The sequence below is a fragment of the Microbacterium lacticum genome, from assembly GCF_006716815.1.
In the GTDB taxonomy this organism is placed as follows: domain Bacteria; phylum Actinomycetota; class Actinomycetes; order Actinomycetales; family Microbacteriaceae; genus Microbacterium; species Microbacterium lacticum.
This window is the reverse complement of record NZ_VFPS01000004.1, coordinates 1-24,979: the sequence shown is the minus strand read 5'-3', so window position 1 is coordinate 24,979 and position 24,979 is coordinate 1. Positions and strand designations below refer to the sequence as shown.

The window sequence follows — 24,979 nt, the reverse complement described above, 5'->3', positions numbered from 1 at the left end:
GAACCAGCCGGTACCCGTGACCGCGGCAAGGAACTATCCGCTCACGCCACCTTCGCCCTGGAGACCGGCACGAAGGTCTACTTCGCTGACCCCCACAGCCCATGGCAGCGGCCCAGCAACGAGAACACCAACGGGCTGCTGCGTCAGTACTTCCCCAAGGGCACCGACCTGTCCCGCTGGACAGCAGAAGATCTGGAAGCCGTGGCCCACACCCTAAACAGCCGCCCCCGCAAGACCCTCGGCTGGAGAACACCGGCCGAGGTCTTCGAAGAGCAACTACAATCCTTGGAAGAAGCCGGCGTTGCGACGACCGGTTGAACCTGCCGTGGCTCCGACCAGCAGAGCGATGTCAGCAGTTGGCTTTCCATCTCAGCGGTACCGCTGGAAGGATGCCCACCGGCAAATCCCGCACCTCGTGGATTGCGAGCGTTGCGAGCGAGAGCGTGCCTACGCGAAGGAGAATTGTGATGGACGTTGACCTGCTGGTGATCGGCTGGGGCAAGGCAGGCAAGACCCTGGCGGGGCGCTTCGCGGCCGCCGGCAAGACCGTGGCGCTGGTGGAGCGCTCGCCCGAGATGTACGGCGGCACCTGCATCAACATCGGCTGCGTGCCGACCAAGGACCTCGTCGTCTCGGCCGAGGAGCGTCGCGACTCCGACGACCCGCAGGAGTTCTTCCGCACCGCCGTCGCCGGCCGCGACGCGCTGATCGGCACGCTCAACGCCGCGAACCACCAGATGCTGGAGAAGCCGGGCGTCACCCTGGTGGACGGCACCGCCCGGTTCACCGGCCCGCGGACGGTCGTCGTCGACACCGCCGAGGGCCAGGTGGAGCTCACCGGCGAGACCGTGGTGATCGGCACCGGTGCGACCTCGCGCCGCGTCGACCTGCCCGGCTTCGACTCACCGCGGGTGTTCGACTCGACCACCATCCAGCACATCGACCCGCTGCCCGAACGGCTGGTGATCGTGGGCGGCGGCTTCATTGGGCTGGAGTTCGCTAGCATGTTCACCCACTTCGGCTCCAAGGTCACCATCCTCGACCGCGGCGAGGAGTTCCTTCCCCGCGTCGACCGGGACGTGGCCGAGGCCGTGAGGCAGACCCTGCTCGACATGGGCGTCACCATCGAGCAGGGCGTCCGGCCCACGTCGCTGGACGACGACGGCACACACGCCGTGGTGCACACCACCAAGGGCGATTTCGCGGCCGACGCCGTGCTGGTGGCCGCCGGACGCGTGCCGGTCACCGGCGAGCTGGGCCTGGAGGCCGCCGGCATCGAGGTGGACGAGCGGGGCTTCGTCGTCGTGGACGACCAGCTGCAGACCAGCGTCCCCGGTGTGTACGCGGTGGGCGACGTCAACGGCGGCCCGCAGTTCACCTACATCTCGCTGGACGACAACCGCATCGTGTGGGACGCGGTGATGGGCCAGGGCACGCGCCGCCGCAGCGACCGCGTGGCGGTGCCGAACACCACCTTCATCACCCCGCCGCTGTCGATGGTGGGCATGGACGAGACCCAGGCCCGCAAGTCCGGCCGCAACGTCCTGATGGCGAAGAAGGAGGTGGCGAAGATCGCCGCCATGCCCCGGCCGAAGATCGTCGGCGAGACCCACGGCCTGTTCAAGCTGTTCGTCGACGCCGACAGCCAAGAGATCCTCGGCGCGACGATCTTCTCCATCGACTCCCAGGAGCTGGTCAACATGGTCGCCCTGGCCATCCGGCTGGGCGCTAAGGTCTCCGACCTGCGCGACGGGATCTGGACCCACCCGTCCAGCACCGAGGCCTTCAACGAGGTGCTCGGCACCCTGGAGCCACTGGCCTGACCGGTGATGCGCCGGGTGGAAGCGATGGTGCCGCAGGACCACGCCCCCGGCGCCGAGGCCGAGGTCGACTTCGGCGAGGTCTACGTCATCCTCGACGGCGTCAAGACCAAGTGCCACATGTTCGTCTACCGCCTGTCCCACTCCGGCAAGGCCATCCACCGCGTCTACCCGACCGGCGGACAGGAGGCCTTCCTCGAAGGACACATCGAGGCCTTCCACGCCCTGGGCGGCATCCCCACCCGCCACATCCGCTACGACAACCTCACCTCCGCCGTCGTCCAGGTCATCCACGGCGGCGACCGGTTACGCGACGAGAACGAACGCTGGGTGCTGTTCCGCTCCCACTACGGCTTCATGTTCATAACCATTCCGGTTGACGTTACGGCAGAGTCAAGCGCGGTGGGTCGGTCGGTGCGTCTTGTAGGAATCCACATCGGACCGAAATTGATCGTTTGGGGACTGTCTGAATAACGGTGTGTGAGGGTCCGGCCTGATCCGAAAGGAGATGGCCGTGGCTGACACGACCAAGATGTTGGACGAGACGATGATTGATCCCGTGACCGGGGAGATCATCGATCAGAAGGACCTCGCGGAGCGGTTGCTCGCGCAGGCGAAGGAACAGGGCGTGAGCCTGGTGGGCCCGGGAGGGCTGCTGAACCAGCTCACCAAGAGTGTGCTCGAGACGGCGTTGAACGCTGAGCTGACCGAGCATCTCGGCCATGATCACGGCGGGACGCCGACGGCCGCGAATATGCGCAACGGGACGCGGGTCAAGACGGTGTTGACCGAGATCGGCCCGGTGGAGATCGAGGTCCCCAGGGATCGGGATGGGTCGTTCGAGCCGGTCATCGTCCCCAAACGGAAACGCCGCCTCGAGGGGATCGATCAGATCGTGCTTTCCCTCTCGTCCCGCGGGCTCACGACAGGTGAGATCGCGGCGCACTTCGACGAGGTCTACGGGGCGAAGGTCTCCAAGGACACCATCAGCCGGATCACGGAGAAAGTCGCCGGGGAGCTCGCGGAGTGGTCCGCGCGACCGTTGGACGCGCTCTACCCGGTGATCTTCGTCGACGCGATCGTCGTCAAAGTCCGCGACGGGCAGGTCCGCAACACCCCGTTCTACGTCGTGATGGGCGTCACCACGGCCGGGGAACGGGAGATCCTGGGGATCTGGGCCGGTGATGGCGGCGAAGGCGCAAGGTTCTGGCTGCAGGTGTTCACGGAGCTGAAGAACCGTGGCGTCGAGGATGTCCTGATCGCCGTCTGTTATGCCGTGGTCGTGGTTATGCCGATGATGCTCGGGCGGTCCTGGTCAGCGGCGGTGGCCGGGCTGCGGTTGTCGGCATAATCAGAGCCGGTCGAGGAACGCCAGGAGCGTGTCGCTGGGCTGGTAGCGCGGGCTGGGGCTGGTGCCGACCGGTGTGGTCTTCGCGATCGCTTGCTCCTTGATGGTCATGTCGGCGTGGATGTAGATGCTGGTCGTGGCGACGTTCTCGTGCCCGAGCCAGAGCGCGATCACGGTCGCGTCGACGCCCGCGTGCAGCAGCCGCATCGCTGCGGTGTGACGCAGCGTGTGGACGGTGACGTTCTTTCCCGTCAGTGACGGGCAGGACTTGGCCGCTCCCGCGGTGGTGTGGCGGAGCCTGGCTTCGACCGCGTCGCGGCTCAGGCGCCGGCCTGTGGTCGTCGCGAACAGCGGCTCCGTGCCGGGGGTGGCGCGTTCGGTGATCCAGGCGTTCATGATCGCGATGGTGTCGGGCAGCAGCGGGGTGGCGCGTTCCTTACGGCCCTTGCCGAGGCAGTGGACGTGCGCGCCGGTCCCGGTGCGGATGTCGGCGAGGTTCAGCCCGGTCAGCTCGCTGACACGCAGCCCGGTCTGGATCGCGAGGGCGAACATCGCGTGGTCGCGTCTTCCGGTGCGGGTGGTCTGGTCGCAGGCGTCCAGCAGCGCGGTGGTCTCGGCGTCGGTGAGCCAGGTGACGAGGTTGCGCTGGATTCTCGCGGCGGGGATCGCGAGGACCCGGGCGATGGTGTCGGCGTGCTCTGGATGCCGCAGTGCGGCGTAGGAGAACAGTGAGTGGATCGCTGCGAGCCTCGCGTTGCGGGTGCGGGGACTGTTGCCCCGCTCGTGTTCGAGATGACTGAGGAACCCGCCGATTCGGGTCGCGTCGAGATCGCCGATGTCCAGGCCCGCAGGTGCCGTCCCGGTGTGCTCGTGAAGGTAGGCGAGCAGGAGCCTGAACGTGTCGCGGTAGGCGGCGATTGTGTTCGCGCTGGCGTGGCGTTGAGTGATGAGCCGGTCGGTGAAGAACGCCTGCAGCAGCGGAGCGAACGCGGTCATGTGCGCGCCTCCCGCGTCGTCTGCTGCGCGATGTTGAGCATGCGGGCGGCGTGGGCGAGCAGCTCCGGGACGGTGGTGAGATACCAGTAGGTGTTGGCCGGGTTGCTGTGGCCGAGGTAGGTCGACAGCCTCGGCAGCAGGCCCGCGACGTCCGCCCCCTCGCGATACCAGCCCAGCAGCGTCGTGACCGCGAACGTGTGCCGCAGATCGTGCATCCGCGGCCTGGCCCCGCCCGCGGTCAGGCCAGCGGCCTCGCGGGCCCGCTCGAACGCATACTGCGTGTTGCAGCGAGACAGCCGCCTGCCGCGGTGATCAATGAAGAACGCCGCGGACTGCGCCGTGCGATCGGCGCGCCGGGCGGCATACTCGGTGAGCGTCGCCGCTGTCGTGGCATGGACGGGGACGAGCCGGGGGTCGCGGGACTTGCCGCGGCTGACCGTGATGATCCCGGCGTCCAGGTCGACCTCGTCGGCGTCGAGCGCGAGGAGTTCCCCGACTCTCATGCCCGTCGCCGCGAGGAGCCCGAACACGACCGGGAAGATCCGCGAACGCTCGTATCGCCGCAGCCGGCCAGCCGCTTCCAGCAGACCGGTGATCTCGCCGGGCGTGTAGATGTAGGGCGTGGTCCGTCGCGTCTGGTGCGAGAACACCGCCGCGGGCGGGACCTCGTGGGCTGGGTCGAGGGCGTGCATGTAGGCGGCGAACGAGCGCACCGCCCTCATCCTCACTGCCGCGCGTGATGCTCCGGCCCCGCCGTCGGGGCGAGGCAGACCGGCCCAGTCGATCATCGCCGTCGTCGTCAGGAGCCTGGCCCCGGCGGCGTTCAGGTGCGTCGTGAACTGTCCGAGGAGGTGCTCGTCCCAGACCAGGGTGAATCCGAGCTGGCGGCGCAGCCGCAAGTAGTCATCGACGTGCGCTTCCCAGGCGATCATGACCGACCGCCGCCCGTCATGGCGGGCCAGGGTTGCGCCAGGTCGCGCAGCGCCGTGACATCGACGCGCGCGTAGCCCGCGGTTGTCAGCGCCGTCTCGTGTCTCAGCACTTGCCCGATCGCGTCCAGCGGGACCGCGGCGGCGACCATCTGCTCGCCGAGGGTGTGCCGCAGCCGGTGCGCCCCGAACCTCGCCAGGCTCGCCCGGTCGCAGGCGCGTTCGACGATCCCGCCGACCGCTTCCCGTGTCAAGGGACGAAGCGGCGCGCGGTCGGCGGCGAACACCTCCCGGAACCCGACTCCGGCAGGGCGCGCCTCTTGCAGGTAGGCGACGACCGCTTCACCGACCTCGGCGGGCAGCGGGAGCCGCTCGTCACGATTGCCCTTGCCCCGCACGAGAATCTCGCCACGGCGCCAGTCGAGGTCGTCCAGTCGGAGCCGGGCGACCTCGATCGCACGCAGCCCGAGGTGGGCCAGGAGCAAGAGCACCGCGTGGTCGCGCAGTCCCGCGCTGGTGTCACGGTCGCAAGAGACCAAGAGTGCAGCCACCTCGTCGCGACTCGCGCCGACGGGAAGGCGGGAGGGTTGCGGGGAACGGATCACCAGCGTCGCCGCCGAAAGGTCGTGACTCGTCACACCGGTGATGAAGAAGAACCTCAGCAGCGCCCGGAGCGTGTATCCGAACGCCTTCACCGACACCGGGCGACGGGTGACGCCCTCGTCCAATAGCGCCCGCGTCACCTCCGCCGCGGTCAACGCGACCGCTCCTTCTGGCGGGGCATACCCGGCGAGGAACCTGCGCGCCCGGGCCACGTTTGCCGCGATCGTGGACGCCGCCAGGTGACGCTCAACGCGCAGATACCCCTCAAACCCGACCAACTCCACCGGATCCGTAGCCGTCGGCGCGATGGTCGCCGCGGCCGGGATCACGCCCTCGTAGGCGAGCCATTCCAGCGTCGGGCCAAGCGCCTTTCGCGAGAACAGGCCCGTGTGGGTGCGGCGCCGCTCAGCGAGGAACACCTCGACCTGCCCCGCCGTCAACTCGCCCACCGCGATGCCCCGCGCCTGCAGCCACCGGGACAGATGGGCCAGCAGCCGCAACTGGTTCATCAGCGACTTCCGCGTGAACCCCCGCCGGACAAGTTCGTCCTCGAACCGGCGGGCTATGTCTTCCAGTGGACCGGCGATGAGCACACCGCGTCCCTCGATCTCGATCCTGACCATGATCAACTCCTGTCTCCTCAAGTTGAGAAGACCAGCCGATCAGGATCACACGATTATGCCGACAACCGGAGCCCGCCCACCGCCGCTGACCAGGACCGCCCGAGCATCATCGGCATAACCGCGAGCACGGCATAACAGACGTTATGCCGATGTCGGCATAGCGTCTGCGACGGGCTGAAGGGACTCCCCGAAGCGATCAACACGACGTGGGAGCAGGCGGTTGTGCAGCAGTGCATCGTGCACCTGATCCGCAACAGCTTCCGCTACGCCGGCCGCCAACACCGCGACGCGATCGTGAAGGCGCTCAGACCGGTCTACACGGCCCCGTCCGAGCAGGCCGCGAAAGACAGGTTCGAAGAGTTCGCCGCCGAGTGGGGTGGGCGATACCCGGCGATCATCCAGCTCTGGAAGAGCGGCTGGGCGGAGTTCGTGCCGTTCCTCGAGTACGACGTCGAGATACGGAGGGTGATCTGCACGACGAACGCGATCGAATCGATCAACGCCCGATACCGCAGGGCGGTCCGGGCGCGCGGGCACTTCCCGAACGAGCAAGCCGCGTTGAAGTGTCTCTACCTCGTGACCCGCTCGCTTGACCCCACCGGCGGCGGCAGGGCACGCTGGGTGATCAGGTGGAAGCCAGCGCTCAACGCGTTCGCGATCACCTTCGCCGGACGGTTCGAGAGAACCACCTACTAATGAAAACCGCCGGACCCCAGAGGCTGTCGCGTGAATGTGTGGCGGGGTGGTGTGGTCAGTGGGGCGTCGGTCCCGACGCTCGAGCGGGCGGCGGTCTCGATGGGCCGATGAGCGTCGTGCGCGCTGGTTGAGGACGCGTGTTGGACGCGGTCAGCTCGTTGGCTCCGCCGCGTTGGCCGGTCAGATCGCAGTGATCGGGGCGGCGGCTGTGGCGAGCAGGTGGCGGTGGAGCTTGCGGAGGTTGTGGGTCGCGGCGATGAGCTTCCACTCGGCTGCCGCGGCGTGGAAGCCGCGGCGGGTGAAAGAGCGGATTCCTCTGCCGGTCTTGATCTGACCGAAGACAGGCTCGATGATCCACTTGCGTTTGTCGTAGTGGACCCGTCCGGCCTTGCGGGACACCTTCCGGTCCATCTTGTCCATCAGCGTCGCGCCCGCGGGCAGGCGTCCGCGGGATCCGACGCGGGGCTTCCCGTGACGCATGTTGCGTGCGGCGAGGTAGTAGTCCGGCCCGTCGTCGGGCAGGCCGGCGAGGACGGCTTCGGTGCAGTATCCGGCGTCGCCGAGCACGACCCCGATGGGCTCGGTGACACCGGCTGCGTCTAGCTCTCGGTCAGCGGCGGCGATCATCGGGGTGAGCTGGGCGGTGTCGCCGGTGTCCTGGGTGACATCGCACGCGATGATGATCTGCGACTCGGTCGCGACCGCTTGCGCGTTGTAGCCCTGCACCCACCCGTTGCGGATCGGCATCATCCGTGACTCTGGGTCGGTCGTGTTCACTTTCGGCGGGTTCGTCTTCGGTGCCTTCTCCGCCGGGTGCTTGGGTTTGCGTCCCCGCAGCTTCTTCCCCGCCGCCTGCTCCTTCGCCGCGCGCTCGGCGAGGTGTGCGTCGTACTCGGCTTGGCGGGCCGCGTCGACCGCGTCAAGTCGCGCTTTCGCTGCCGCGAGCGGGGCGCGGCGGCTGGTGCGGTCGCGGAGATCGGCGGGGACCTCGTCACCGCGCACCCCCGCCCCGAACACCTCATCCTCGCCGGCGTCGGCAGCCTCGGCGGCGGCGATCGGTTCCTCGACCTGCTTCATGATCGCCTCACGCGTCCTGTTCGCATCCAGCGACGCGGACACGGAGATCTTCGTCCCATCGACCGCGATCGTGCCGACCTTGACCAGCCCCGCCTCGGCGCACATCGCCAGCACCTGCGTGAACAGACCCGCCAACGCGTCCGCATGGGTCGCGCGGAACCTCGCGATCGTGGTGTGATCGGGGACCAAGTTGCCAGCGATGACACGGAACGCGACATCGACCTGGCAGGCAGCCTCGATCTTGCGGGACGACACCACCCCGGTGCAGTACGCATACAGCAGCAGCCCGGCCATCATCGACGGGTCATGTGCCGCGCCGCCGCGACCATCCGCCCGATACGCCTTCACGAACTCCGACAGATCCAGCTCCGCAACCGCGTCCAGCACGAACCACGCCAGATGATCCGGTGGCAGCCAGTCCGTCAGCGACGGCGGCAACAAGAACGGCTGATCACGATCAACACCAACGAAGTTGTACCCCACAACCCCGATTATCCCAGGTCAAGACACGAAACTGAGTCACCCAATCATGCGACACGCCCCGGATTCATGCAACAGCTGACTCGCCCCGGCGTGTCCGGAGACAGGATTCCTTGGAAGGATCTGTCTCATGGGACGTCCCAGTAAGTACCCGCGTGAGCTTCGTGAGCGCGCTGTCCGTATGGTCGCCGAGGTGCGATCCGACTATCCGAGCGAGTATCAGGCGATGAGCGCGGTGGCGCAGATGCTCGGTGTGGGATCGCCCGAGACGATCCGCACCTGGATTCGCCGCCAGCAAGTCGATGCCGGCGACCGGCCTGGCGTCACGACCGACGCAGCGGTGGAGATCAAGCGCCTCAAGCGTGAGAACGCCGAGCTTCGTCGTGCGAACGAGATCTTGAAGGCAGCATCAGCTTTCTTCGCGGCCGAACTCGACCGGCCACACAAGAGATAGTCGTCTTCATCGACGAGCACAGGGAGCGCGCCGACGGCGGGCTGCGATGGGGTGTCGAGTCGATCTGCACGGTGCTGACCCAGCATGGCGTGAAGATCGCCCCATCGACGTACTACGACGCCAGAGGGCGCGGCCAGTCGCCTCGGGCGGTGTCGGATGAGCGGTGGAAGCCGATCATCCTGGCCACGTGGCAGGAGCAACGCAGGTCCTCGGCGCGCGCAAGCTGTGGCTTCGGTTGCGCCGCAACGGGCACGACATCGCCCGCTGCACGGTCGAACGTCTCATGCGGGAGTTGGGGATCGCTGGCGTGGTTCGCGGCAGACGCAAGCGTCCGGTCGATACGGAGCCGAGGCAGACCAGACCTGCCGACCTCGTTGACCGCCACTTCGCACGGCTGCGCACGAACCAGCTGTGGGTCGTGGACTTCACGTACGTGTGGACGTGGTCCGGATGGGTGTACGTCGCGTTCGTGTTCGACGCGCACTCCCGACGCATCCTGGGATGGCGGGCCGCGACGAGCATGACGACGCCGCTGGTGCTGGACTGTCTCGACATGGCGCTATGGGCGCGCCGACGTGAAGGCGTCACCGCGTTCACCGGACTGACGCACCACACGGATGCGGGCAGCGTCGGCGGATTCAACTGGTCGTCGCAACACCGCTTGTTTGCAGCAATGCTAGGTGGTCGTTGAGTGCTTCGGCAGGGGTGCGCCAGTCGAGGCGCTTGCGTGGTCGGGTGTTGAGGGCATGGGCGACGGCGGCGAGGTCGTCTGGGGTCCAGCGGGAGAGGTCGGTGCCCTTCGGGAAGTACTGCCTGAGTAGTCCGTTCGTGTTCTCGTTCGTGCCTCGCTGCCAGGGGCTGTGAGGGTCGGCGAAGTAGACCTTCAGGCCGGTGTCGATGGTGAACTGAGCGTGGGCGGACATCTCTTTCCCGCGGTCCCAGGTCAGGGAGCGTTTGAGTTCCGCGGGCAGCGTGTTCATCGCGGTCGCGAGGGCCCTGTTCATCGAGAGGGCTCCGTAGCCGGACAGCGCCGGGCCGTTCTTGACGATGGGTTGTTCGCGCCATCCGTGCTCGCGGGGCAGGTGGACCAGCGTGGTGAATCCTGTGGTCCGTTCGACGACGGTGCCGATCGCGGATCTGTTGATGCCGATGATGAGGTCGCCCTCGTGGTGGCCAGGGATCGCCCGGTCTTCGGCTTCCGCGGGCCGTTCGCTGATCAGGACGTCAGCGCTCACGTGGGCCCATGGCACCCGCTTGGACCGGGCTCGGGGCATTCGCAGTGCTCTCCCGGTGCGCAGACACAGGATGAGCTCGCGTTTGAGCGCTCCGCGGCTCTGGATGAACAGCGCCTGGTAGATGGCCTCGTGGCTGATGCGCATGCTGTCATCATCGGGGAAGTCGAGCTTGATCCGGTTCGCGATCTGCTGCGGACTCCACCCGAGAACCCAGCCCCGGTCCTTCCGGTGGGGCTTGTTCTGCCCGGTCCATCGCGGCGGGGTCGGCCCAACGGCCACGCTCCCATCCGCGCGGTGAATCTGCCCGGAAAGCCGGTCTTGCACGTACTCGCGCAGCCGTGGATTCGCGACCAGTTTCGCGACCTTCGGTCTCCTCGCGAACAGCTCCGCCTTCCACTGCGCAACCGACGCGCGGTATTCGAGCTTGCCGCCTCGCGTTGCGGCGTTGCGGCGCAGTTCTCGGGAAATCGTCGAGGGGCTGCGGCCTACGGCCCTGGCGATCCCGCGCACCCCCACGCCCGTTGCGCGGAGGATCGCGATCTCTTCCCGTTCAGCGAGCGACAGATATCGGCCAGACGGCGCTGGCCACGAATACGGTGTCATACCGCCTGATTGTCGGAACCAACGCGATCCGACGACAGGAGCCACGCCGAGCGCGATCCCAGCCTCAGTCGGGAGTAGCCCGGTGCTGATCTTTGCCCAGAACTCACGTTCCCTTGCACGCGGATGACCGGGATGGCCGGGCGAACGCATCGGCGCCCGCCCCGTCACTTCTTTCATCCAATCTGACGGTCGTCCCACAACACCCTCCGATCAGGTGTTGCTTCCACCGGTTGAGCCCAGTGTCTACACGTCGATCGCGTTCACCGACCGGCTCATCGACGAAGGCATCGACCCGTCCGTCGGGTCCGTCGGCGACGCGTACGACAACTCCCTCGCGGAGTCGCAGATCGGCCTGTACAAGTCCGAGCTGATCCACCACGAAGGGCCCTGGCGCGACGTCGACCAAGTCGAGGCCGCCACTGCCTCCTGGGTGCTGTGGTTCAACACCGAACGCACCCACGGCTCCATCGACGACCTCACGCCCCTCGAGGTCGAACAACTCGACTACGCTCGCAACGAACCGGTCGAACAAGCCGGCTGACACCAGCAAAACACTCTCCGGACACGCCGGGGCGAGTCAAGCCTCCCCACACACCGTTTATCGGACAGACCCATCGTTTGCGGCACTGTGCCCGATCAGCTGAGTGAGTGCGGCCGTAATCGTGTCCCGTATCGAAACCTAGTTGCGGGAGAATCCGTTTCGGGACACAGTTTTGGCACGGCTCTGCCCGGGCCAATATGATGCGGCGAATGGGGACGTCGTACGAGCAGTTTCTCGCGTGCTTACGGAACTCCACGGCTCGGAGCTTGATCGGGATCGAGATATCGGACGAGCAGGCCGAGGTGCTGGCGGCTGACGCTACAGCTGCGCGAGCGTACTACGAGGTCTGGTCAACGAACCAGGGCGGCTCCACGCTGCCATCGACGAGAACCGTCCGGCAACCCGGTCCGGCTGTTCCGGTCGAGCGGGTCCTCCTCAATGTCTCCACCATTGGGAGAGGTGGAGAGCCCGCAAAGGTGCGGGTGTCAACTTCGCGCTTGTTCATCTCCACCACCGGTGGGGTGTCGGCGTGGAAGGCATTCCTAGGTGTCGCGACGCTGGGATTGAGCACCGCCGTGACCGGAATCAACGCCGGCGTGGGAGGCGACCTCGATATCCCCGTGAACGCGGTCAGCGCAGCCCTAATCACCAAGACGGGAATGGCCTATTCGACGGTCAAACTCGTCGTCGGGGGAGATGCCATCGAGGTAGGGCTAGCGACAGTCACGTCTAGAGCAATTGTCGAGGCTATCAACGCCGCAGTATCTGGCGGAGATCGAGCCATGGCCGCGGCTGACGCGTGGGCTATCTATGAGCAGGGACGCGCGAAGCAGTGGCCGAGCGAGGGGCAACTGAGGAAGCAGCTACGGAAGGGGCAGATCGCTCAGAAGCGATTCGAGCACGACGCCGCGGTCGCCCGCGCCCTTCAAGCTCTCGCAATGATGTGACGGGTAGCACCGCTGCGGACCCTTACTTGCCGCGTCTCTCGTCGATCAGGCGCTGTATAGCCTCATCAACTTGCAGCTCGACTCTCTCAATTGCGTCTTCCAAGGTCGTGAGCTGATGGTCTATCTGGGCCAGTCTCGCGAACGTCTGGAAGGCCGCCTCATATGGCTCCGCACGAACCACTTCTTGTGCCCATGAATCGAGAGTGACCGTCGTTACCGCGGGTGCCTGCCCACCGATCCCGGGACAGATGCCTTCGAGGTGGTGGTCGACGGCGTGGGACACAGGATCGCGACCTCGACGGGGGAGATCCTGCAGACGCAGGGATGAGCCGGCCCCCGAGCTGCCCCCTGACGGCCCCCGGGCTGCCCCCGGCGCAGACTTCCGGACGGAGCGCGACACGACTAGCGTCGGTCCTGGCAGGAGAACGCGTGTCGCATGCCGTCCACCACACCGCCGGGACCGTGGCACGACGGACTTCGCCGAGAAAGAGGACAGACTTCGGCGGGAGAAGGAGGGGGAGGGACGTGTCGGAACAGGGGGGACCCGAAGAGGTTGACCAGGCCGTGGAGCGGCCGCAGGTCCGGGTGCGCAGGATCTACGAGGACCCCGACCCCGCTGACGGGGACCGTGTCCTGGTGGACCGTCTGTGGCCGCGCGGCATGAGCAAGGTGCGCGCCCATCTGGACGAGTGGTGCAAACAGGTCGCCCCCTCACCCGAGTTGCGTCGGTGGTACGCCCACGATCCGGCGAAGTACCCGGAGTTCCGCCGCCGCTACCTGGAGGAGCTCCGTGGTCCCGACCATGCCGACGCGCTCGCGGACCTGCGGCAACGGGCAGCAGCCGGTCCCCTCACGCTGCTCACCGCCGCGAAACGCTCCGACATCTCCGAGGCCACCGTGTTGAAGGAACTCCTGGACCCCCACGCATCCTGATCCGCCGGAGCCCCATTCCTCACGGCCGCGTCAAGGACCCGGGCCCCGTGCGCCCTGATCCGCTCTGCACGGCTGCGCCGCCCCCACCGCCCCCGTCACTGAGTCCCGGGGAGGGGCACAACGGTGGCCATGGATCTGCATCCCGCGCCCCTCCACCGGCAGACCCCTGAGCACCACGGCGCCGACCAACCCACCCCGGCCGCCCTCGTCGCGGGTCAGGTCGCAGCCGCGGACGCGCCGCACCCCCTGTCGGTCTTCGACCTCTTCCGCATCGGCATCGGTCCCTCCTCCTCCCACACGGTGGGCCCCATGCGGGCGGGTCTGGCCTTCGGATCGCGGGCGCGCGGGAAGATCGCGCACCCGGGTGGGATGCGCGCCGATGCGCCACGGACCGGCGCTCAGCGTGCGAAGACGCGAGCTGCGGACGCCGCGGCGCGCGGACTATCGTCTGCCATGGTCGTCACCGCCTTCGCTCGCCGGCGCCGCAGGAGAAAGCGCGGCGCCTCGGCGAGTACACGCCCGATGGATGCCTCGTTCCGCCCGCGCCGCGTGCGTCAGGCGCCGGTGCGGCGGCCCGTCTCCTGCTCCCAGAACTCCAGCTGCTGAGTGAGCGCCTTCGCCAGCTCGAACACCTGCCGCGGAGGGATGCGCACCCGCTGCACGACGCGGCCGGGGACGACGGTGACCGCGTTGCCCTCGGCATCCGTCGCCGCCTGCGGCGGGCGGGCGAGGGAGACGAAGTCCATCACGAAGACGTCGGGCGTGTGCCAGACGTTCGCGAAATCGGCGTAGCTGCCCGGAACGACCTCGGGCGGCAGGTCGATCTCGAACTGGCGGGGCGCGTCATCGGCCATGGCATCCCTCTCATCATCACCCGCGAACCGGCGGATGCCGCGAGTCTACGGGGCGCTCACACGGCACCGACCAGCCGGGCGAACGCGCTCAGCCGGGCGACGCCCTCGGGGGTGCGGGGCAGGTCGTCGAGGAGGCCGGTGCTGTAGACGACGTAGGCGGTGTGCTCGGCCCGTGAGACGGCGACGTTGAGACGGTTCTGCAGCAGCAGGAACTCGAGTCCGCGCGGCGCATCGCGCCCCGACGAGGCCGCGAGCGAGACGATCGCGACGGCGGCCTCCTGCCCCTGGAACTTGTCGACCGTGCCGACGGGCACCTCGCCCCACCCCGCCGCGGCGAGCGCCTCTTCGACGACGACCTGCTGCGCGTTGTAGGGCGTCACGACGATGAGGTCGCTCTGCACGAGCGGTCGCGGCGGCTCCCCTTCCCCCGCCACCCAGGGCCGAGCGAGCAGGTCGCCGACGATCGCGACGACGGCGTCCGCCTCCTCCGGCGACGACGTCGCGTTGCGCGTGTGCGAGAGCGGCACGGGGATCACCCCGGGAGCGACGCCGTCCAGGTGCCGCGCGGAGGTCGACGGGTGCGCCGCGAGGCGGCCGGCGTAGGAGAGCTGCGAGACGGGCTCGGCGACCTCGGGGCGCATGCGCCGGGTCTGCGCGAGGAAGTAGCCGCGGTCGTCGGGGATGACGGCGGCGCCGTCCATGATCCAGCCGAGCGCCGACGTGTCGACCGGCTCGGGGTGGGTGCCCTGACTCACCTGTGGCAGCTGCTGCGGGTCGCCGAGGAGCAGCAGCCGGTCGGCGGCGACCGAGACGGCGATGGTGGATGCCAGGGAGAACTGCCCCGCCTCATCGATCACGAGCAGGTCGAGGCTGCCGCGCGCCACCCGGCCGGGGTGGCTGAGATCCCACGCGGTGCCGCCGATGACGTACCCGTCGGGATGCTCGTCGGCGAACGCCGCGTAGCCGTCCTTCGCGATCACCGTGAACGGCGCGTCGCCGGAGGCGCCGGATTTCCGCGCCTTCGCGACCCGCGCGGCGGGGAGCCCGGCGGCGACGATCCGCTCGAGCATGTTCTCGACGACGGCGTGCGACTGCGCGACGACGCCGACCTTGTATCCGCGCTCGGCGACGAGCCGCGCGACGACGTGCGAGCCGACGTACGTCTTGCCCGTTCCGGGCGGGCCCTGCACGGCGAGATAGCTGTGATCGAGCTCCTGCACGGCGCGGGCGATGTCGTCGACGTCGTCGCCCGCCGACCGCGGCAGCGTGCCCGATGCGGTGCGCGGCGCGCGGCGCAGCAGCAGGTCGGTAGCCGCGTCGCGGGGGAACTCCGCGGCCACGGTCGGCGCCGCCTCGATCACGCCGTCGGCCCACCGGTCGATCGCCGCCTGCTGGCTGCCGGCCTGGGGCGGCGCGGGCGGGGTGAGCGCGATCGGCAACTCCTGCCAGGTGAACCCGGCGATGGAGTTCTCCTCGAGGATCACACCGTCGTCGAGCGTGTCGACGATGCGCGCCGAGCGAGCCGCGTGGATCCAGCGCGGGCTCGTGTCGATCGGGAACGGCGCCGGCAGCTCGTACACGAGGTACGCCGACGAGTCGGCCGTGAGCTTCGTGCCCGGGGCGAGGTCGCCGCGCAGCTGCACGACCCGGCGCTGCACCCGTGCCCCTTCAGGGATGTGCCAGTCGGTCAGCACGCGGCAGCGGTCGTGGTCGAACACGACGACGTCGCGGGTGTCCTCCCAGATCGACACCGGTTCGCGAAGCCGCAGGAAGTGCGTCGCCCAGAAGGTCTTCGCCTCGCGGGGGTAGTAGTCGATCGCAGCCGCGCCGAGCCGGAGCGCGGCGACCGCCGGCTCGTCGGCGTGGTCGGCTTCGGCCGCCCGGTTCGCGAGCCGGTTCAGCGCCTCGGCGCGCGGCGACGGCTCGTAGGGCCGCTCGGCCGCATCGATGTCGGCCGACGGCATGAGATTCGCCTCGCGCGCCCGCTCGACGAGCCAGTCGCGGAGGCGACGCGTCGACACGCAGTCGTACCGGTTGTAGTCGGCGAGGTCGTCGAGCACCGCCTGCGCGGCGGCCGTGTCGCCGGCATCCGCGAGGGTGCGCGCCTCGACGTAGTTCACGATCGAGTCGTCGCCGCGCTGCACGTCGCTCGTGCGCACCTCGGCGCCCATGTAGAGCGGTTCGAGCTTCTTGATCGAGTACGAGCGCGACCCGACCCGCAGCGCCCGGCGGACGATCGGGTAGAGATCGACGAACACGCCCTCGCGCAGCAGCGTGTCGACCTCCGCCTCGCGCACGCCGTACGTGGCGGCCATCGCCAGCAGATGCGTCGTCTCGTAGGGCGCGTAGTGGTAGATGTGCATGCCGGGGTGGGTCTTGCGCCGCAGCATCACGATGTCGAGGAACGTCTCGAGCGCCGCGCGCTCTTCGGCGTGCGTGTGCGCCCAGAGCGCCGAGTACTGCTCTCGATCGTCGACCCAGCCGAACAGATAGTCGATCCCCCACTGCGGCCGGCCGCCCGGCGGGGGCGTCTCGGTGTACAGCGGATCGCCCTCGAAATCGAAGAAGATGTCGCCGCGATCGGGCCGCGGGAGCGCGCCGATCGCCTTCGGGAACACCACCTCGTAGGTCGGCACGGGCGGCAGCTCGACCGTTTCGGAGCCCGGTGCCTCCACAGCGTTCTCGGCGGCCACGACCTCGACTGCCGCGACCTCGTCGGGTGCCGGCCCCGGTGCGGGCGCTGACGCGGGCAGCAGGGCGACGATCCCGCCGGCGGGGCTCTCCAGCTGCAGGCGCGCCTGGGTGCGCAGGCCCGTGAAGGTGTCCCACGACATGCGCTCGGGCGCCTCGCGGGCGGCGGCGAGGTCGTCGATGGCGAGGATGCCTGCGGCGCGCAGCCGATCGCGCTGCACGGGTCGCATGCCCGCGACGAGCAGCAGGTCGCGGTGCGAGATGACCTCGGCGTCGCACGTCGCGCAGCGCCCGCACGCGACGACGCGCAGCTCGCCGCGGTCGTCGCCCCAGGCGATCGGCTCGCCCTCGGCCCCGGCGGCGAGGTCGCGGTCGGCGATCAGGGCGCGCAGGCGCTCGCGGCGCAGGCGGAAGACGGGCATGAGGTCGCGCACCTCGTGCGTCGAGGTCGTGCCGTCGCCGAGGAGCAGCTCGACGCGGTCGCTGCGACGGACGCCGAGGCGGTCGAGCTGATCGACGTATGCCGCCAGCTGCATGAGCGCGGTCACCCGGGCATGGCGGGCGAGCTTCGTGTCCTGCACGATCCACGCACCGGGCTCGGCGTCAGCGTCCCCGCCGGGCGAATCCTCCGCGGTCTCTCGCAGCAAGAAGTCGGCGAAGCCGACGAACTCGTCGGTCGCGAACACCGCCTGATAGATCACCGCGACGTCGGGGTCGCCGAGCGCCGCGTTCGTCGCGGCGACGGCCGCGGCGATGCCCTGGGCATCCGACGACCGCGTCTCGGGCAGTTCGACGACGCGGCCGGGGTACTGCGCGCGATAGGCCTCGAGCTGACGCAGTTCGTGCTGCGTGCCGAGGCGGCCGGCGCGGGCGAGGGTGAGGTCTTCGGGCTCTTCGACGGCGGGCAGCCGGCCGAGCTTCGCGTCGATGGCGCGCAGCCACGCGAACTCGCACTCGGCGGCGGCCTTGAGGTCGCTCGCGCTCCAGACGATCCGTGCGCCGTCGCCGCTGTCTTCGATGTATCGCATGTCACCCTTCCGCGATCGACCCTAGCCGTGGGCTCGGACGTCGCCCCGGTCGACTCCGCCCCAGCCACCCGAGACGAGGTGCCAGACTGGGCAGGTGAGCGAGCAGCTACCGTTCGAGAGCGTCTACCGGCACGGCTTCGCGCGCGTCGCGGCCTGCACGATCCCCGTGGCCGTCGCCGATCCGCCGCGCAACGCCGCCGCCGTCATCGCGGCGGCCCGCGCCGCGCACGACGAGGGTGCGGCGGTGGCGGTCTTCCCCGAGCTGTGCCTCACCGGCTACGCGATCGACGACCTCGTGATGCAGGACGTCGTTCTCGACGCCGCTCGCGCGGCGATCGACGAGGTCGTCACCGCCTCGCGGTCACTGCGGACCCTGCTGGTGGTCGGGGCGCCGCTGCAGCTGGGCGCACGGCTGTATAACTGCGCCGTGGTCATCCACCGCGGCGCCGTGCTCGGCGTCGCACCGAAGACCTACCTCCCCACCTATCGCGAGTTCTACGAGGCGCGCTGGTACGCGTCGGGCGCGGGCGCCCCCGCCACGACGACCCTGTCCGGCGAAGAGGTGCCGGTCGGCACGGATCTCGTGTTCGAGGCATCCGATGTGCCCGGTCTCGTCGTGCACGCCGAGGTGTGCGAGGACATGTGGGTGCCGATCCCGCCGTCGTCCACCGCGGCGCTCGCCGGCGCGACGGTGCTGCTGAACCTCTCCGGCAGCCCCATCACGATCGCCCGCGCCGACGACCGGCATCTGCTCGCGAAGTCGCAGTCGTTCCGCTGCAACGCGGCCTACGTCTACGCCGCGGCCGGCCAGGGCGAGTCGACGAACGACGTGTCGTGGGACGGGCAGACGATGATCTACGAGGCCGGGGCGCTCCTCGCCGAGACGGAGCGCTTCCCCGACGGTCCGCGCACCGCCCTCGCCGACATCGACCTCGACCGGCTGCGGCAGGACCGCCTGCGGCAGGGCACGTTCGACGACAACCGGGTGCAGGCGGAGGCCGCCGCCTCCGTCCGTCGCATCCCGTTCCACGTGGACCCGCCCTCGGCGCTGGCATCCACGACGACCCTCCGCCGCCCCCTCGACCGGTTCCCGTTCGTGCCCGACGACCCCGCCCGCCTCGACCAGGACTGCTACGAGGCGTTCAGCATCCAGGTCTCCGGGCTCGAGCAGCGGATGCGTGCGATCGGGTCACCCAAGCCCGTCATCGGTGTCTCGGGCGGGCTCGACTCGACCCACGCCCTGCTCGTCGTCGCGCGCGCGATGGACCGGATGGGGCGCCCGCGCAGCGACATCCTCGCCTACACGATGCCCGGATTCGCGACGAGCGAGCACACGAGATCCAACGCGGTCGCCCTCGCCGAGGCGATCGGCGCGACGATCTCGACCATCGACATCCGTCCGATGGCGACCGAGCTGCTGAAGGGCATCGGGCACCCCTACGCGAACGGCGAGCCCGTCTACGACGTGACGTTCGAGAACGTGCAGGCCGGGGCGCGCACCGACTTCCTCTTCCGCCTCGCGAACCAGAACGGCGGCTTCGTCGTCGGCACCTCCGACCTGTCGGAGCTGGCGCTCGGGTGGGCGACGTACGGCGTCGGCGACCAGATGAGCCACTACGCGGTCAACGCGGGTGTGCCGAAGACGCTCATCCAGCACCTGATCCGCTGGGTCATCGCGCATCCGGACGACGGCGCCGCGCTGACGCAGGAGGCGAAGGACGTGCTGCAGTCGGTGCTCGACACGGAGATCAGCCCCGAACTCGTCCCCGCCGGACAGGACGGCAAGGTGCAGTCGACCGAGGACACGATCGGCCCCTACGCGCTGCACGACTTCGCGCTGTTCCACGTGCTGCGCTACGGACTGCGCCCGTCGAAGATCGCGTTCCTCGCCGAGCAGGCGTGGTCGGATGCCACGGCGGGCGCGTGGCCGCCCGGATTCCCCGACGCCGACCGCTACGCCTACGACCGCGCGGCGATCGTGCGCTGGCTGCAGGTGTTCGTGAAGCGCTTCTTCGGGTTCGCGCAGTTCAAGCGCACGGCGATCCCGAACGGACCGAAGGTGCTCGCGGCCGGGTCGCTGTCGCCGCGCGGCGATTGGCGCGCGCCGTCGGACGGCAACGCCGCCGTGTGGCTCGCCGAGCTGCGCGAGGCGTTCCCCGACCTCGTCGACTGAGGCGGGTCAGGGGGTCAGGGGCGCGTCGCCGGAGGGACGGGGCGGCCGACCGCGATCGTGATGATCCAGCCGTCGCGTGACGCGTCGACCAGTTCGTACTTCATGTTGCGGTCGGGGATCCAGCCCTTGTTGCGCCCGGTGTCGAGGTGCACGCGGTCGGGGGCGACGCGCACGCCGCGGCCGTCGGCTTCGAGCACGGCCTGCACGCGCACCCAGTGCTGCAGCAGGTCTTCGGTGTTCGACTCGTCGATCAGTCGCGAGTGGCGCCCCATCTGCCGGATGTCGGCGTCGTCGGGGTGCATGTCGCGGATGTCGATGCCGACGGAGAGCGACGGGTCGCAGATCGCGACGACGGTCGCCGCGCGATAGCTGGCGGTGACGATCGAGATCGGCAGCTCCTCGCCGTCGCGCGAGGCGATCAGGCGCGTGTGGTACCCGAATCCGCGCGGAGGTTCGCGCTCGACGCGGATGTCCTTGGGCTCGCACCCGAGCTTGGCGGCGATGAGCTCTTTGGCGATGATGCGACGGCGGTCGTGCACACTCGTCGCCGGGTCCCAGCCCAGTCGGGCGGTCACACCGTCGGGGGTGTCCAGAGGAACGGTCTGCAGGGTCATGTCGCTCCGATCTCCACGCGGACGGGTCCGTCGAGACCCGACATCCTCATCTTGGTCCACGGAGCGCACTCGCGCGCCCCGGGCGCCGTGAGAAACCGATCTCGACCGGCGCACGTCGCGGCGAGGCGGCTCCCCGCGGCGGAGGGAAGCACTCGCGGCGGATGGAAGAATGAGGGGGTGAAGCTCCTCGTCGCCGCCCTCGCCTCCGAACTCGACGCCTTCGAAGACCCGCTCGACGGGTTCGAGCGGCTCGTCACCGGGCCGGGCAAGCTGCAGGCGGCCTACGCCCTCACCCGCCGTCTCGACGCCGGCGGCATCGACGAGGTCGTCGTGGTCGGCACGGCGGGCTCGGTGGATGCCTCGGTCACCGGCGTGCACGAGATCGCCGCGGCGATCCAGCACGACGTCACCGACATCGACGGCATCGCCGGGCAGCACGTGTCGCTCCCGGCGCGTGTGGAGACCGGCGGCGGCACCGTGACGATCGCCACGGGCGACTACTTCGTCGACGACGCGGATGCCGTGGCATCCATTCGCACCCTCGGCGCGACGCTCGTCGACATGGAGACCTACGCCTACATCTGGGTGGCGGAGCGCTTCGGCGTGCCGATCACGGTGCTGAAGGCGGTGTCGGACAGCGCGCAGGACGATGCGATCACCGACTGGCGCAGCACCGTCGCCGCGTGCAGCGCGCAGCTGCGCACCGAGATCCGGAGCCGCTACGGCGTCTGAGCGGTGGGGCGGCCGCCGGTGCGTGCGCGCTGGGCGGGGATCCGCCCGCGTAACGTGAGGGCATGAACTGGTCGCTGCGCGCCGCGCGCCGCTCGTCGTTGCTGCAGGTGGTGAAGTCGGCGGTCGCGACGGCGGCGGCGTGGCTGATCGCGGGCTGGCTCGTCGAGGGACCGCCGCCGGTGTTCGCGGCGATCGCGGCGCTGCTGACGGTGCAGCCGAGCATCAGCCAGTCGTTCGGCCGCGGTGTCGAGCGGACGGTCGGGGTGATCGCGGGGGTGATCGTCGCCTCGGCGATCGGACTGCTGCTGGGTTCGGGTTTCTGGGCGGTGGCGCTCGCGGTGACGTGCGCGCTGCTCGTCGCGTGGGCGCTTCGCGCGACTCCCGGCACGGCGAACCAGATGGCGATCAGCGCGATGCTCGTGCTCGCTCTGGGCACGGCGACGCCGGGTTACGCGGTCGATCGCATTCTCGAGACGGCGATCGGCGCCGTCATCGGTCTGATCGTGAACGTCGCGATCGTGCCGCCGCTCGCGCTCGGCCCGGCCCGCGAGCAGGTCGCGATCCTGACCGGCGACACCGCCGACGCGCTCGACCGGTTGGGCAGCGCGCTGGTGCAGCCGCAGACCGCCGCGTCGCTCGACGACCTGCTCGCGCAGGCGCGGGCGCTGCGCGGCTCGGTGACGGCGGCCGAGGTGGCGATCACGCAGGCAGACGAGTCGCTGGCGTTGAACCCGCGGCGCCGTCGCAGCTCGGAGGAGGTCGAGGCCCTCAGCACCGATGTGCGGCGCCTGTTCGCGATCACGACGCAGCTGACCGGGATGACCCGCGCGTTCGTCGACGACTACGACGACACGATCGCGGGCGACCGCTACGCGACGGCGATCGCCGAGCAGCTGCACCGCGCCGCGCACGATCTGCGCCTCGCGGTGTCGACGGGCGACCTCGACCTCTCCGCCGAGGAGCCGGCGCTGACCCGGCCGCTCGAGGTGATCACGGCGCCGCCGACGCACTGGATGCTGATCGGATCGCTCCTCGTCGACCTGCGACGCATCCACGACGGCCTGGCCGCGCACCCCGAGGCCTGACCCCGGCCCTCGGCTCGAACTTCTGGTCACTCGTGGCGGCGTCCCCCGCCGCGACCCCGCAACAACTGACCACAAGTCGGATGCCACGAGCTGGCGCGGCGGCGGAGCGCGGGTGCCGGGCTCAGGCGTCGGCGGCGACGGCCTGGCGGATGATGCTCGGGCCCTGCGGGGTCGCCTCGACGACGAGTTGCGCGGGCAGCTGCTCCTTCATCGCCTCGACGTGGCTGATGACGCCGACCGTGCGCCCGCCCGCCCGCAGCTCGTCGAGGGTGCGCATCGCGAGCTCGAGGGTCTCCGGGTCGAGCGACCCGAACCCCTCGTCGACGAAGAGCGTGTCGAGCCGGATGCCACCGGCGCGTGAGGTCACGACCTCGCCGAGCCCCAGGGCGAGAGCGAGCGAGGCGAGAAATGTCTCGCCGCCGGACAGCGATTGCGGGCTGCGGAGCCGTCCGGTGTGCGCGTCGAGCACCTCGATGCCGAGCCCCGACGCGCGCCCGCGCGCGGCCCGCGCGTCGGAGTGGTGCAGCGTGTAGCGGCCCGACGACATCTCCGTCAGCCGCACGTTGGCCGCCGCCACGATCTCTTCCAGTTCCGCCGCGAGCACGAAGGTCTCGAGGTTCATCTTCAGCGTGTTCGGCGCGCGCCCGGCGACGGTGTCGGCCAGGCGCGTGACGGCGCTCGCCCGATCGGCGATCTCCTCGACCTGCGCGGCGGCCTCGTCCACCTGCTCCGACAGGTCGCGGAGCGCGTCTGCGGCCAGTTCCGCCCCGCGCAGGGCCGCGATCGCAGCGCTCCGCGCGGTGTCGGCACTCGCGAGCCGCGCCGCCGAGTCGGCGAGCGCCTCGGCGGTGACGTCATCACCGGTCGCGGAGACCTCGAGGTCGAGCAGCCGTGCGCGGGTGGCGGTGAGATCGGCGGCATCGCGGGCCAGCCGCTCCTCGAGATCGGTGACGTCCGCGGCGGGCAGCAGCGCGGCCCGCGCCGCGTCTATCGTCGGGAACCCGCTGCCCGCGAGTCGTGCGTCGCAGTCGGCTCGCGTCGTCTCTTCGGCGCGCCGGCGCTCCGCGAGTGCGGCGCGGGAGTCGGCGAGGCGCTCCGCGCGCATCCGCTCGGCGGCGCCGGCCTCGATCCGAGCGGCGACGCTGGCGTGATCGCCGCGTGCGGCGACGATCACTGTCTCCGCGCGTGTCGCCTCGGCGGCCGCCGCGGCGTGCTCCTCACGGTCGGCTCCGCGCTGGTCGGCGCGCGCTGCCCGCTCGCGCTGCGCCGCGGCGGTGAGCTCGTCGAGCTCGGCGCGCTTCGCGATCAACTGCTCGAGGTCGCGCACCGCGGCGTCGGCGGCGTTGAGGTCGGACTCCGCGGATGCCAGGGCGTCGACGAGCGAGGAAAGGTCGTTTCCGCCCGCCCGGGCACGGGCGGCGGCGAGCTGATCCCGCAGGGCGCGCGCTGCGTCGGCGGCGGCGACGGCGCTGGCTCCCGCGCGCTCCCGCTCCTGTTCGGCCGCGCTGAGATCCTCGTCGGTGACCGGTTCGGCGGACCCGGTGGCGGGCGCGGGGTGCGCGGTCGCGCCGCAGACGGCACAGGGCTCGCCGTCGACGAGCGCAGCGGCGAGCTCCCCCGCGTGCCCCGCAAGGCGGCGCTGCAGCAGCTCGGTGACGGCGCCGGCCGCGGCGGCGGCGGCGATGCTCGCGGCGTGGTGTTCCTGTTCGGCGGCGGCGCTGCGCTCGGCGAGCGCGGCAGCCTCGCCCGCCGCAGCGTGCTGCACGGCGAGCTCGTCGCGGCGGACGCGCAGGTCGCCCTGTCGGGCGGCGCCGGCGCGCGCCTCAGCGATCGCATCGTCGAGGTCACGGGCCTGGGCGGGAATGAGCGCGAGCTGCGCGTCGAGCTGCGCAAGCGCCACGTCGGCATCGGCCACGGCGGCCGCGGCGGCGTCGCGCCGGGCGAGCAGCGGCACCTGCGCGCGCTCGAGCGCCCCCGCATCCTCCCACCGCGCGAGCTCGGCGGTGAGTTCGTCGATCCGAGCGGCGATGTCGATGGATGCCTCGCCGCCCGACGCCGTCCACTCCGCCAGCGCGCCAGCTGCCGCGTCCTCGGCCGCACGACGCTGCGTGTCGGCGCGCTCGACGGCGTCGATGGGCGCACGCAGCGCCTCGGCGGCGCGGGCGCGCTCGAGGCGCTCACGCTCGACGGCGCGCTCGGGCGCTCGTGCCTCGAGCTCGGCGAGCCGCGTGCGCACGGCCGCGCGCTCACGCCCCTGCTTGTCGCGCTCGACGAGCGCGCCGTGCTCGGCGAGAGCGTCGCGGTGCGCCCCCTCGGCGTTCGCGAGCACGGCGGCGGCCTGCTCGATGCGGTAGTCGGCGCGGCTGACCGCGACGATCAGCGCCGCGCGGCGCGCCGACAGATCGCCCGCACCCGGGTCCACGCTGCCGCCATAGGCACCAGAGTCCGCCCCGCTTCCAACGTCGGAGCCAGAGTCCACGTCAGCCTCGGCACCAGAGTCCGCACCGCTTCCAACGT

General features: G+C 70.0%; 18 protein-coding genes and 6 pseudogenes. 14 read left to right on the top strand and 10 right to left on the bottom strand.

Annotation, left to right across the window (positions count from 1 at the left end; all coding sequences use genetic code 11):
- Nucleotides 1–12: 12 nt before the first annotated feature.
- The 4 genes and pseudogenes from FHX68_RS11420 to FHX68_RS11405 all read left to right on the top strand — a co-directional run.
- Nucleotides 13–318 (top strand): annotated as a pseudogene (locus tag FHX68_RS11420) (IS30 family transposase); the annotation flags it as partial.
- A gap of 149 nt (nt 319–467) precedes the next feature.
- Nucleotides 468–1,823: an FAD-dependent oxidoreductase gene (locus FHX68_RS11415; RefSeq protein ID WP_141380549.1), complete on the top strand. Its 1,356-nt coding sequence runs from the start codon at nt 468–470 to the stop codon at nt 1,821–1,823.
- A gap of 9 nt (nt 1,824–1,832) precedes the next feature.
- A pseudogene (locus tag FHX68_RS11410) lies at nt 1,833–2,177 on the top strand (IS21 family transposase); the annotation flags it as partial.
- Nucleotides 2,178–2,367: 190 nt separating this feature from the next.
- Nucleotides 2,368–3,090, top strand: a pseudogene (locus tag FHX68_RS11405) (IS256 family transposase); the annotation flags it as partial.
- Between the two features lie 81 nt (nt 3,091–3,171).
- Here the strand turns inward: FHX68_RS11405 and FHX68_RS11400 are convergent.
- Genes FHX68_RS11400 through FHX68_RS11390 form a run of 3 tightly spaced genes read right to left on the bottom strand, consistent with a single transcriptional unit; the run spans nt 3,172 to nt 6,319 of the window.
- Entirely contained in the window at nt 3,172–4,164 is a 993-nt protein-coding gene (locus FHX68_RS11400; protein WP_141381569.1) for a tyrosine-type recombinase/integrase, read from the bottom strand.
- The gene (locus FHX68_RS11395; RefSeq protein ID WP_141381568.1) at nt 4,161–5,096 is read right to left on the bottom strand and encodes a tyrosine-type recombinase/integrase; all 936 of its coding nucleotides are present in this window, start codon (nt 5,094–5,096) and stop codon (nt 4,161–4,163) included. The genes FHX68_RS11400 and FHX68_RS11395 overlap by 4 nt, the downstream gene beginning before the upstream one ends.
- Nucleotides 5,093–6,319, bottom strand: a complete 1,227-nt coding sequence (locus FHX68_RS11390) for a tyrosine-type recombinase/integrase (RefSeq protein WP_141381567.1) — start codon at nt 6,317–6,319, stop codon at nt 5,093–5,095. Before FHX68_RS11390 ends, FHX68_RS11395 begins: the two co-directional genes overlap by 4 nt.
- A 162-nt stretch (nt 6,320–6,481) precedes the next feature.
- Between FHX68_RS11390 and FHX68_RS11385 the strand changes: the two are divergent.
- Nucleotides 6,482–7,015, top strand: a pseudogene (locus tag FHX68_RS11385) (IS256 family transposase); the annotation flags it as partial.
- Nucleotides 7,016–7,195: 180 nt separating this feature from the next.
- Here FHX68_RS11385 and FHX68_RS11380 read toward each other — a convergent pair.
- Nucleotides 7,196–8,575, bottom strand: coding sequence for a transposase (locus FHX68_RS11380; RefSeq protein WP_141381635.1), 1,380 nt, complete (start codon nt 8,573–8,575; stop codon nt 7,196–7,198).
- A 127-nt stretch (nt 8,576–8,702) separates the two neighbouring features.
- Between FHX68_RS11380 and FHX68_RS11375 the strand changes: the two genes are divergently transcribed.
- Together FHX68_RS11375 and FHX68_RS11370 are read left to right on the top strand one after the other, a co-directional pair.
- Nucleotides 8,703–9,026 carry an IS3 family transposase gene (locus FHX68_RS11375; RefSeq protein WP_074040652.1) on the top strand — a complete coding sequence of 108 codons (324 nt, stop codon included), beginning with the start codon at nt 8,703–8,705 and terminating at the stop codon, nt 9,024–9,026.
- 163 nt (nt 9,027–9,189) lie between these two features.
- On the top strand, nt 9,190–9,717 hold the full coding sequence (locus tag FHX68_RS11370; protein WP_141920247.1) for a DDE-type integrase/transposase/recombinase: 528 nt from the start codon (nt 9,190–9,192) through the stop codon (nt 9,715–9,717).
- Here FHX68_RS11370 and FHX68_RS11365 read toward each other — a convergent pair.
- A complete protein-coding gene (locus tag FHX68_RS11365; RefSeq protein WP_141920245.1) occupies nt 9,665–11,041 on the bottom strand; it encodes an IS30 family transposase in 1,377 nt (458 codons plus the stop codon). The two genes, FHX68_RS11370 and FHX68_RS11365, sit on opposite strands and share 53 nt — an antisense overlap.
- A 61-nt stretch (nt 11,042–11,102) precedes the next feature.
- Between FHX68_RS11365 and FHX68_RS11360 the strand changes: the two are divergent.
- A pseudogene (locus tag FHX68_RS11360) lies at nt 11,103–11,405 on the top strand (integrase core domain-containing protein); the annotation flags it as partial.
- Nucleotides 11,406–11,671: 266 nt separating this feature from the next.
- The gene (locus FHX68_RS11355) at nt 11,672–12,352 is read left to right on the top strand and encodes a hypothetical protein (RefSeq protein ID WP_141920241.1); all 681 of its coding nucleotides are present in this window, start codon (nt 11,672–11,674) and stop codon (nt 12,350–12,352) included.
- Between the two features lie 22 nt (nt 12,353–12,374).
- Here the strand turns inward: FHX68_RS11355 and FHX68_RS15260 are convergent, their stop codons facing one another.
- The gene (locus FHX68_RS15260; RefSeq protein WP_170219068.1) at nt 12,375–12,635 is read right to left on the bottom strand and encodes a hypothetical protein; all 261 of its coding nucleotides are present in this window, start codon (nt 12,633–12,635) and stop codon (nt 12,375–12,377) included.
- A 242-nt stretch (nt 12,636–12,877) separates the two neighbouring features.
- Here FHX68_RS15260 and FHX68_RS11350 point away from each other — a divergent pair, with 242 nt between their 5' ends.
- On the top strand, nt 12,878–13,285 hold the full coding sequence (locus FHX68_RS11350; protein WP_229661512.1) for a DUF488 domain-containing protein: 408 nt from the start codon (nt 12,878–12,880) through the stop codon (nt 13,283–13,285).
- A gap of 246 nt (nt 13,286–13,531) precedes the next feature.
- Nucleotides 13,532–13,610: pseudogene (locus FHX68_RS11345) on the top strand (serine dehydratase beta chain); the annotation flags it as partial.
- Between the two features lie 229 nt (nt 13,611–13,839).
- Here the strand turns inward: FHX68_RS11345 and FHX68_RS11340 are convergent.
- Together FHX68_RS11340 and FHX68_RS11335 are read right to left on the bottom strand one after the other, a co-directional pair.
- Nucleotides 13,840–14,139 carry a DUF3467 domain-containing protein gene (locus FHX68_RS11340; RefSeq protein ID WP_141380149.1) on the bottom strand — a complete coding sequence of 100 codons (300 nt, stop codon included), beginning with the start codon at nt 14,137–14,139 and terminating at the stop codon, nt 13,840–13,842.
- Nucleotides 14,140–14,195: 56 nt separating this feature from the next.
- Entirely contained in the window at nt 14,196–17,858 is a 3,663-nt protein-coding gene (locus FHX68_RS11335) for an AAA domain-containing protein (protein WP_141380150.1), read from the bottom strand.
- 94 nt (nt 17,859–17,952) lie between these two features.
- Between FHX68_RS11335 and FHX68_RS11330 the strand changes: the two genes are divergently transcribed.
- On the top strand, nt 17,953–20,031 hold the full coding sequence (locus FHX68_RS11330; RefSeq protein WP_141380151.1) for an NAD(+) synthase: 2,079 nt from the start codon (nt 17,953–17,955) through the stop codon (nt 20,029–20,031).
- 14 nt (nt 20,032–20,045) lie between these two features.
- On the opposite strand, the gene FHX68_RS11325 is transcribed toward FHX68_RS11330, so the two are convergent.
- The gene (locus FHX68_RS11325; RefSeq protein WP_141380152.1) at nt 20,046–20,645 is read right to left on the bottom strand and encodes a 4'-phosphopantetheinyl transferase family protein; all 600 of its coding nucleotides are present in this window, start codon (nt 20,643–20,645) and stop codon (nt 20,046–20,048) included.
- 177 nt (nt 20,646–20,822) lie between these two features.
- Here FHX68_RS11325 and FHX68_RS11320 point away from each other — a divergent pair, with 177 nt between their 5' ends.
- Together FHX68_RS11320 and FHX68_RS11315 are read left to right on the top strand one after the other, a co-directional pair.
- Nucleotides 20,823–21,377, top strand: a complete 555-nt coding sequence (locus FHX68_RS11320; protein ID WP_141380153.1) for a phosphorylase family protein — start codon at nt 20,823–20,825, stop codon at nt 21,375–21,377.
- Between the two features lie 62 nt (nt 21,378–21,439).
- On the top strand, nt 21,440–22,462 hold the full coding sequence (locus tag FHX68_RS11315; RefSeq protein WP_141380154.1) for an FUSC family protein: 1,023 nt from the start codon (nt 21,440–21,442) through the stop codon (nt 22,460–22,462).
- 121 nt (nt 22,463–22,583) lie between these two features.
- Here FHX68_RS11315 and FHX68_RS11310 read toward each other — a convergent pair whose 3' ends face one another.
- Nucleotides 22,584–24,884, bottom strand: coding sequence for an SbcC/MukB-like Walker B domain-containing protein (locus FHX68_RS11310; protein ID WP_141920238.1), 2,301 nt, complete (start codon nt 24,882–24,884; stop codon nt 22,584–22,586).
- Between the last annotated feature and the right edge of the window lie 95 nt (nt 24,885–24,979).

What these genes read in the sequence shown, in the direction of transcription:
- FHX68_RS11335 (WP_141380150.1), bottom strand. Translation starts at nt 17,858, where the DNA reads ATGCGATACATCGAAGACAGCGGCGACGGCGCACGGATCGTCTGGAGC.
- FHX68_RS11375 (WP_074040652.1), top strand. Translation starts at nt 8,703, where the DNA reads ATGGGACGTCCCAGTAAGTACCCGCGTGAGCTTCGTGAGCGCGCTGTC.
- FHX68_RS11390 (WP_141381567.1), bottom strand. Translation starts at nt 6,319, where the DNA reads ATGGTCAGGATCGAGATCGAGGGACGCGGTGTGCTCATCGCCGGTCCA.
- FHX68_RS11340 (WP_141380149.1), bottom strand. Translation starts at nt 14,139, where the DNA reads ATGGCCGATGACGCGCCCCGCCAGTTCGAGATCGACCTGCCGCCCGAG.
- FHX68_RS11315 (WP_141380154.1), top strand. Translation starts at nt 21,440, where the DNA reads ATGAACTGGTCGCTGCGCGCCGCGCGCCGCTCGTCGTTGCTGCAGGTG.
- FHX68_RS11325 (WP_141380152.1), bottom strand. Translation starts at nt 20,645, where the DNA reads ATGACCCTGCAGACCGTTCCTCTGGACACCCCCGACGGTGTGACCGCC.
- FHX68_RS11395 (WP_141381568.1), bottom strand. Translation starts at nt 5,096, where the DNA reads ATGATCGCCTGGGAAGCGCACGTCGATGACTACTTGCGGCTGCGCCGC.
- FHX68_RS11365 (WP_141920245.1), bottom strand. Translation starts at nt 11,041, where the DNA reads ATGAAAGAAGTGACGGGGCGGGCGCCGATGCGTTCGCCCGGCCATCCC.
- FHX68_RS11415 (WP_141380549.1), top strand. Translation starts at nt 468, where the DNA reads ATGGACGTTGACCTGCTGGTGATCGGCTGGGGCAAGGCAGGCAAGACC.
- FHX68_RS11400 (WP_141381569.1), bottom strand. Translation starts at nt 4,164, where the DNA reads ATGACCGCGTTCGCTCCGCTGCTGCAGGCGTTCTTCACCGACCGGCTC.